This window comes from Streptococcus sp. DD11, assembly GCF_001578865.1.
GTDB lineage: Bacteria > Bacillota > Bacilli > Lactobacillales > Streptococcaceae > Streptococcus > Streptococcus panodentis.
In genome coordinates this window covers 456,716-464,850 of record NZ_KQ969393.1, presented here as the reverse complement: position 1 = coordinate 464,850, position 8,135 = coordinate 456,716, and the positions used below count along the sequence as shown (strand labels likewise).

The window sequence follows — 8,135 nt, the reverse complement described above, 5'->3', positions numbered from 1 at the left end:
GCAGAGCATTGTCTTCCTTGCAGCGTCTGCGGACATATTCCTCAATTTCCCACATATCCAGCCCCGGCCGAATCAAATCTCTGAGACCGATATGGATGGAAGCTAAAAAATCTCCGCTTTTGTCCATCAAGTCAATTTCACGCTGTGATTTTAAGGTAATCATTCTTTCTTTTCTTTCCTCTTCTTAATTAATTTTCACTGTAATCGTTGCTTTGGCAATCAGCACGGCATCCAGATACATTTCGTAGTCAACAATGGCTGTCCGTCTGGTCTGCCGGATAATGCGGGGCTGAATGTGCAGCAGATCATCAATCTGAACAGCCTGAAAGAAATAGATCATCATCTGATCAATAATCAGGCTGCGGCCGCTGTTGACCATGAGCTGCTGCGTGATACGGGTCAGGATTTCTGTCAGAACGCCGTTGGCCAGGACTCCATTTTGCTCCAGCATAAAGGGCTCCACGGTGAAAGAAAACAAATCATCCTGCCGCTGCAGCTTCTGAGCGACCTGCTCGCTGAAGGTCGGCAGACTGGAAATCTGCGACCGGCTCATTTTTTCCATAATATCCCGCCGGGTAATGACTCCCAGAAGCGTCTGATTGCCGCGCACGACCGGAATCATCTCGAAATCTTCTGCAATCATGCGCTGGCTGATATTGGCAATATTGGCTGACAGGCCGGTCATAAAGACCTTGCGGGTCATGACCTTGTCCAAGGTTGTCAGAGGCGACTTATCACCTGCATCCCGCATAGTAACAACACCGACCAGCATCTGGTGCTGATTGATGACGGGAAAACGGCTGGCCCGATTGCGGCGGACCAGATCCAAATAATCGCGGACGGTGTCTGTATCGTGCAGAAAGCCGTATTCATGAGCAGAGCGGTAGACCTGCTCTACCGTCAGTATATCCGTCTTGATCTGCATGTTGGACAGGGCCCGGTTGATCATGGTTGCTACCGTATAGGTGTCATGCTTGGTCCTGAGTACCGGGATATTGAGACGGTTGGCCAGCCTGAGAACATCCGGACTGACCTCAAAACCGCCGGTCACCAGCACAGCATTTTCATTTTCCAAGGCCAAAATCTGAATCCGGGTCCGATCTCCGACAATCAGGAGCCCGCCCTCCGTCAGATAGCGCAGGATATTCTGCTCGGTCATAGCCCCGATAGAAAATTTGTTGAACTCTTTGTCCAGACCAGCCTCACCGGCCAGCACTTCCGAGCCGGTAATCTCCACAATTTCCTTATAGGTCAGATGCTCCAAAACCACTTTCTTGGACTTGACCCGGACCGTGCCGCTGCGGGGCCGCGTTTCAACAATCCCGCGATTCTCCGCTTCCTTAATAGCCCGATAGGCCGTGCCGTCACTGACACCCAGATAATTGGAAATGCTGCGGACGCTGACCCTCTTGCCAATAGGCAGATTTTCAAGATAGGCTAAAATTTCCTGATGCTTACTCATTGAAATCTCCTCTCTCATAGCGATATTCCATATAATCCCGCATCTTTCGCGTGTAGCGGTCGCTTCCCTTGAATTGGCGGTAAAGCCTAAAGCCAGCCTTTTGGGCAACTTTCTGACTGGCCAGATTTTCCACATGGGTGATAATCGCTAAGCGCTTCAGATCAAACTGGGTAAAAGACAGGAAAACCATCTCTCGGACAACTTCTGTCATCAGGCCCTGTCCCCAATAATCCTGCCGCAGAAAATAGCCCAATTCTGCCTCTTTTTTTATCTCGTCTATTTTTTCAAACTTAACAGAGCCAATCATTTCCTGACTTTCCTTATCACAGATAGCCCAAATCCCCAAGGGATTTTTCATAAAATAATTGGCAATTACATACTGACTCTCCTGCAGACTGGCCTCAGTCGGAAAGATAAACTGGGTATTGTCAGGATTGGAGGCAATTTTATAAAGGGCTGCCGCATCCTCAAAGAGGACCGGCCGCAAAAAAGCATGGGCAGTCTCTGTAAAGGAAAAGGCTGCTAACTGTGTCCACAAATTCATCTGCTACCTCTACAAAAAATAAGCGAGACCCGCTTATTCTTCGATGAGCTGGATATCCGCACCCAGACTCGTCAATTTTTCAATAATATTGGAATAGCCGCGCAGGATAAACTCCACGTTGGTGATTTCGGTCCTGCCTTCAGCCATGAGCCCTGCTATGACGAGAGCTGCACCGGCCCGCAGATCCGTTGCCTTGACAGATGCCCCCTGCAGCTGGTTGGGGCCCTCATAGACAATCTGGTCCCCTTTGGTGGCAATTCTGCCCGCCATCTTGGCCAATTCTGCCACATGATTGACCCGCTTTTCATAGATGGTATCAATAATCTTTCCATGGCCCTCAGCCGTCAGCAAAAGCGGCGTAATCGGCTGTTGTAGGTCAGTTGCAAAACCAGGATAAGGCGAGGTTTTGATATGAATGGCTCTTAAACTCTCCTGCTTCTCGACAAAAACACTGTCCTCAGAAACAGTCATCCGAACTCCCATTTCCTCCAGCTTGGCAATGAAGCCTTCCAAGTGCTCATAAAGCACATTGCTGATCTGAATCCCATGGCCGATAGCGGCAGCCAGAGCAATATAGGTCCCTGCCTCGATTCGATCGGGAATGACCTGATGGCGGGTCCCATGAAGGCGCTCAACACCTTCAATCGTGATGATGTCAGTCCCAGCCCCCCGAATATGAGCTCCCATATTATTCAAGAGGGTCGCCACATCAATGATTTCTGGCTCCCGCGCTGCATTTTCAATAATCGTACGGCCCTTAGCCTTGACAGCAGCCAGCATAGTATTAATGGTCGCACCGACGCTGACCGTATCCATGTAAATACTGGCTCCTTTAAGCGGCTGACCGCCGGTAGCCAGATGCATAGCATTGCCGCTCATGGTCATCCGCGCCCCCATAGCCTCAAAAGCTTTGAGGTGCAGATCGATAGGCCGCGGCCCTAAATCGCAGCCGCCGGGCAGGCCGACTGTCGCTTCGCCGTAACGGCCTAAAAGACTGCCGTAAAAATAGTAAGAGGCCCGCAGACTGTTAATCTTTCCATAAGGCATGGGCATATTTTTCAGACCGCGCGGATCAATTTCCAAGCTGTCCTCACTGCGCTTGACTTTGGCTCCCATAGCCTCCATGATGTCAATCAGGCTGTCAACATCCGAAATAGCCGGAACGCCGTCCAGCGTCACAATATCATCCGCCAGAATAACAGCCGGAATCAAAGCCACCACACTGTTTTTGGCACCATTAATAGTCACCTCTCCTTTTAAGGGGCGACCGCCGTTTATCACAATTTTTTTCATGTTGAATATTAAGCTCTTTCAAGGTATTGCTATTTATTATATCACAGATTTGCGAAATTTCCTAGACTTTTGAAAAAATCAGGACAGAGAGGGCAAATTGAAATAAGATTGAAACAGAAAAAAGAGGGGGGCGGGAAAGAACTCCAAACAAGTCAACAGAGTTCATCTTCCCACCCCCGCGAGGATGAAGGACTCTTTATACAGTATCTTCCCAAAGATCCATCCCTCTGTGGGTGAGGACACAGCCATCATGGGAGTCTGTCCCAGCCTCCAAGGCGAGTTAACGACGGAATAAAAGATAAACGAAATAACGATAAACTCAAAAGACCGGACTTTTTGCCCAGCCTTTTTGTATATTTCTAACGTCCGATTTACAAGACCTAGCAGTCCTATTGGACGGCCGCTTTCAAAGCAGCTGCTTTGTCCGTTTTTTCCCAAGGCAGATCGATATCCGTCCGTCCCATATGGCCGTAAGCCGCTGTCTGACGGTAAATCGGCCGTTTCAGATCCAGCATTTTAATGATACCAGCTGGACGCAGATCAAAAATCTGACGAACCGCTTCCTGCAGCTTGCTTTCTGAAACAGCACCTGTCCCAAAGGTATCAATGCGAACCGAAACCGGCTGCGCCACACCGATGGCATAGGCCAGCTGGACTTCTACTTTTTTAGCCAGGCCGGCTGCTACGATATTTTTGGCAATATAGCGGGCTGCATAGGAAGCCGAGCGGTCAACCTTGGTCGCATCCTTGCCAGAGAAAGCACCGCCGCCGTGACGGGCATAGCCGCCATAGGTATCAACGATAATCTTGCGGCCAGTCAGACCGGAATCCCCCTGCGGCCCCCCAATGACAAAGCGGCCGGTCGGATTGATAAAGAATTTGGTCTGCTCATCCAGATATTGGGCCGGAATCACGGCTTTGATGACCTTGTCAATCACATCGCGGTGAATCGCTTCATTGGTCGCTTCTGGGTCATGCTGGGTGGAAATAACCACCGTATCCACGCGCACAGGCTGGTCATTTTCATCATACTCAACGGTCACCTGAGACTTAGCATCTGGACGCAGGTAGCTGACTTCGCCTGATTTGCGCAATTCTGCCAAGCGGCGGACCAGCTGATGGCTGAGTGAGATGGGCAGCGGCATGAGCTCTGGCGTTTCATCCACGGCAAAGCCAAACATAAGCCCCTGGTCTCCTGCACCAATCAAGTCCAGCGGGTCCTGGTCTGCATTTCCACGCACTTCCAGCGCTTCATTGACCCCCTGTGCAATATCCGGCGACTGCTCTACCAGCGACGGATGGACACCGACCGTCTCAGCAGAAAAGCCATAGGCCGTATCGGTATAGCCAATCTCAGCAATGGTATCGCGAACCACCCGGTTGATGTCCACATAGGCCTTGGTCGAAATTTCACCAAAAACATGGACCGACCCAGTATAGACAGCTGTTTCAGCTGCCACATGGGCCTCAGGATCCTGCTCTAAAATCGCATCCAGAATCGCATCTGAAATCTGATCTGCAATCTTATCCGGATGCCCCTCCGATACAGACTCAGACGTGAAAAGTTTACGTTCTGACATAGAAATGTCCCCCCTTAAATAAATTGTTATAGAGTTACAAAGCACTGATAGGAAATTCCTACCACCTTATCGGGACTATATAACGCCTTTATTATACCACTTTTTATTAAAAAAATCAGAATCTTTTAAATAGAAAAAGCTATAGCCGGAAACTATAGCTACCCCTGCTGCCAGTTGGCAACGTATCCTAAATGATAGGTCAGAATAGCCCGTTCCAGCTCCAATGGCAATCCTGCTAAAGATTTGGCCGGCGGATGTTCAATATCGGACTCTGTATTAGGATGGAAATCCTGTGAACCCGAATAAACTGCCAATCATACGATAACATGTTCGATGAGATGTGATACCCGCTTCTGATTGGAACAGCATCAAAGCCAACACAGAAAGAGCTGAAAACTTGCACTCTTTCACTTTCTTACGTGGACCAGCTCATCAGGAGCGATTCTTTGATCGATGTCAGAGCGGACTTGATCAAGCTGCAGCATACTGAGTTGAAGATGACGGCGTTTGGGCGTATAAGAGAAATGCCCATTTGGTTTCCTCTGCTTTTTTCTTTACTTGCAGTGTAGACCAAATGGGCTTTTTTGTGAAACAGCATCAGCTGGCAGCAGGGGGACATTTTTATGAGCATTCCATCTGATTTCATCTCAATTCTCAGCAAATATACTTCTGCTAGGAGCTGCTTCCTACGTCCCTTAAACTAGAAAATTTCAATGCCTGCTTAGTCATCTTGCTCTCTGGCTTTTTTCTTATAAAGCGCATCTAAATGCTCCTCATAATCCCAACGAAGTTTCGAACGTTTCTCATCGATATCATCGATTTGCTCCAGAACCTCTTTTTGAAACAGTTCCGCATTGGTATCCATTTGAAAAATATCTGTATAGGCTTCTACAGGAAATTCCCCATCTGCTATCTGGTAAACCTCATCTTTCAACTGCTCCGTCGTATAAAGGATATAAGACAAATTATCTTCTAGGTATTCCTCTTTTTTCTTTAGCTCCCTCATGCTTTTATCAAACTGTTCATCTAGTTTATAAATTTCTTCATTCATCTTTATTCCCTATGACTAACTTTTGATTGGGCTTGTCAACTCTGGTTTTGGCATTTGCGACAGATAGTCTTTGGCTGCATCTGCTGCTTGCCCTTCCAGCCCATCCGTAATATTTGTGCTATACGTATTTTTTGCATAATCTTGAAGTTCTTGCGCTTTGCTATTTAACGTCTGCTGAAGCGCCTCCCTCTTAGCCTTAGCAGCAGCTACAGAGGCTGTAACTGCTGCTCTCACAGCTGCTCTTTGTTGATGTTTTAATAGTTGTATTATTAGATTTTCATTTATTTTTTCGGCCATAATCGTCCTTTACTCCTAGCGTTTGCATTTAGGCTGAATCAAGAGAAGGCTGCAAAAATATCTGCAGCGCCCTGAACATCGACTTCCTCAAGGGCCTGTGCACACCGAATCATGCTTTGAGAAAAATCAGTCATCTTGGTTTCGAATTCTTTTAAATGATTAATATTTGATTCGTAAATCCCAGAATCCCACAAGTTTTCAAAGGTTAATTCCAACATTAAATCCTCCAACTCCGAAGCAGACAGCAGGTGCCCTAAAGTCTGAATCGCACTTCTCTTGGATTCGATAAATTCCTTAAGATTTGATTCAGCATCGGCCAAGGTGGTTTTTACTTCAGCTATTTTTGTTCAATATCTGAGCCGGCCAATTCTACAGCCATGTACAATAGCTGAGTCCTCAGCAAAATGCGCTCGTTGTAACTGCCTGCACGCCTGATTCTTTCATGAAAATTATTGGGATTATTAAAGTCAAGATTCTTTCGATTCCATTCCAAGGACTCCTTCTTTGCATCCTTGATGATTTTCGTATACTCTTTTTGATAATCTTGAAACACTTTTGAGAGTTTATCTTTATTTTTAGAAATTTCAGCAAAATCATCCCAACTAAGTCCCAATCTTTCTTTTATATTCTCTATACCTGCTATAATAGGAAGCAGATCCTCCGCTTTTAAACCCGTTTGCAGCAGCCCTGCTAATCTGCTAAACTCCTCCGGACTCATGGTTACTAGTTTTTCAATCGCTTTTTCCGGAATATACTTTTTTAAATTTTCAATGCTCTTTTTGTTTAATTCCGCAAGTCTATGACCAGCTTTCCATAACTCAGGATGGTAATCCTCATAAACAGTCAAGATATTTCCCTTGCTATCTATCTGATAAGCGCCAAAGTCATGGGAAGAGTGTTTATCCATCATATTTGTATATTCAATGGGAACTACCACTCTGACATCACCAAGCTGCTGATCCCAAGGCTTTTCACGATTGAGCATACTAACAGGATCAAAAGGGTTAACATAATAAGTTATTTTAGCATCTAATTGTGGGATTTTATCGCCATAACCTGCTTTTTCCAGACTCTTAGTAGGATCCGGACCATCAAAAAGAACAATATGGCCAACCTTATTCAACTCTTCCTCATTAAGTCCTGCAACTCCCTGTATCGAAGTCATCGTCCCCAACGAATGAGCCGTTATATCCATCTTGGCATCTGGTGCTGCATATTGGTTTAGTTCAGCTATTTTTGCCTTCATGCCTTCAGTAGCATGCTTGGCTTGAGGAATAATCGCGTCTGTCAAAGCAAAGGCCGCATCATTGTATACCCAATCTTGGAAGTTGAAATCACTAGGATTATAAGTTTTCAAGTACCCAACTGGGTCCTTTTGTACCTTACCAATATCAATTCCGAAACCATCACTCCCACGAACGGCAAAATAGGTCTGTTTGGTATTTTGGTTAATCGTATCTGTATCAGTGACATAGTAGGCATTGTAGCCTGTCTTTTTGTCTTCAAGCAGTCCTTCATTGTCAGGTTGAAGATAAACCTTCCCTTGGTTGGGGAGGTCAGTGCCACCACCTTTGGTGAGTTGGCCATCTTTGTCTTTTTTATTTTTTGAATAATCAACTTCTGTAAATTGCTTTGAATTATATAATTCAGGAAATGAATTCGGGCGATCTGTGTAGGCACTCTCTGCAATAGATGAATAAATATTATCAAAACTTTTTAAATTCCAATTTACCATTTTATCCTCATTCTAAATTAATTAAGGTTAATTTTTGCTAGCAATTATATTATGAAAATATTCTCCAACCGCCATTTTCATTTATATATATATCATGAAGCATCCCCATTTCTCCAGTATTTGGGATACTGTCTTGGTTCTCTATGTAAAAATCTACCGAAAATTTTGTATTA

Annotated in this window: 8 protein-coding genes and 1 pseudogene; all 9 read right to left on the bottom strand. The window is 45.7% G+C overall.

Annotated features, from left to right (window positions below):
• Positions 1-163 (bottom strand): annotated as a pseudogene (locus tag STRDD11_RS14220) (methionine aminopeptidase); the annotation flags it as partial.
• Between the two features lie 21 nt (positions 164-184).
• Positions 185-1,462 carry a CBS-HotDog domain-containing transcription factor SpxR gene (gene spxR, locus STRDD11_RS05505; protein ID WP_164828394.1) on the bottom strand — a complete coding sequence of 426 codons (1,278 nt, stop codon included), beginning with the start codon at positions 1,460-1,462 and terminating at the stop codon, positions 185-187.
• Positions 1,455-2,006 carry a GNAT family N-acetyltransferase gene (locus STRDD11_RS05500; RefSeq protein WP_128836125.1) on the bottom strand — a complete coding sequence of 184 codons (552 nt, stop codon included), beginning with the start codon at positions 2,004-2,006 and terminating at the stop codon, positions 1,455-1,457. The genes spxR and STRDD11_RS05500 overlap by 8 nt, the downstream gene beginning before the upstream one ends.
• 33 nt (positions 2,007-2,039) lie before the next feature.
• Positions 2,040-3,299, bottom strand: coding sequence for a UDP-N-acetylglucosamine 1-carboxyvinyltransferase (locus STRDD11_RS05495; RefSeq protein WP_128836123.1), 1,260 nt, complete (start codon positions 3,297-3,299; stop codon positions 2,040-2,042).
• Positions 3,300-3,688: 389 nt separating this feature from the next.
• The gene (gene metK / locus STRDD11_RS05490) at positions 3,689-4,879 is read right to left on the bottom strand and encodes a methionine adenosyltransferase (RefSeq protein WP_128836121.1); all 1,191 of its coding nucleotides are present in this window, start codon (positions 4,877-4,879) and stop codon (positions 3,689-3,691) included.
• Between the two features lie 721 nt (positions 4,880-5,600).
• Positions 5,601-5,930: a hypothetical protein gene (locus STRDD11_RS05485; RefSeq protein WP_128836119.1), complete on the bottom strand. Its 330-nt coding sequence runs from the start codon at positions 5,928-5,930 to the stop codon at positions 5,601-5,603.
• A 15-nt stretch (positions 5,931-5,945) separates the two neighbouring features.
• Positions 5,946-6,227, bottom strand: coding sequence for a hypothetical protein (locus tag STRDD11_RS05480; RefSeq protein ID WP_128836117.1), 282 nt, complete (start codon positions 6,225-6,227; stop codon positions 5,946-5,948).
• A gap of 38 nt (positions 6,228-6,265) precedes the next feature.
• Complete coding sequence (locus tag STRDD11_RS14215) at positions 6,266-6,547, bottom strand: hypothetical protein (RefSeq protein ID WP_241209324.1); 282 nt, start codon at positions 6,545-6,547, stop codon at positions 6,266-6,268.
• 17 nt (positions 6,548-6,564) lie between these two features.
• Complete coding sequence (locus STRDD11_RS05475) at positions 6,565-7,962, bottom strand: hypothetical protein (protein WP_241209323.1); 1,398 nt, start codon at positions 7,960-7,962, stop codon at positions 6,565-6,567.
• Between the last annotated feature and the right edge of the window lie 173 nt (positions 7,963-8,135).

Bases quoted from the DNA above. Each gene is read 5' to 3' on its own strand.
- metK (WP_128836121.1), bottom strand. From the start codon at position 4,879: ATGTCAGAACGTAAACTTTTCACGTCTGAGTCTGTATCGGAGGGGCAT.
- STRDD11_RS05480 (WP_128836117.1), bottom strand. From the start codon at position 6,227: ATGGCCGAAAAAATAAATGAAAATCTAATAATACAACTATTAAAACAT.
- spxR (WP_164828394.1), bottom strand. From the start codon at position 1,462: ATGAGTAAGCATCAGGAAATTTTAGCCTATCTTGAAAATCTGCCTATT.
- STRDD11_RS05485 (WP_128836119.1), bottom strand. From the start codon at position 5,930: ATGAATGAAGAAATTTATAAACTAGATGAACAGTTTGATAAAAGCATG.
- STRDD11_RS05495 (WP_128836123.1), bottom strand. From the start codon at position 3,299: ATGAAAAAAATTGTGATAAACGGCGGTCGCCCCTTAAAAGGAGAGGTG.
- STRDD11_RS05475 (WP_241209323.1), bottom strand. From the start codon at position 7,962: ATGGTAAATTGGAATTTAAAAAGTTTTGATAATATTTATTCATCTATT.
- STRDD11_RS05500 (WP_128836125.1), bottom strand. From the start codon at position 2,006: ATGAATTTGTGGACACAGTTAGCAGCCTTTTCCTTTACAGAGACTGCC.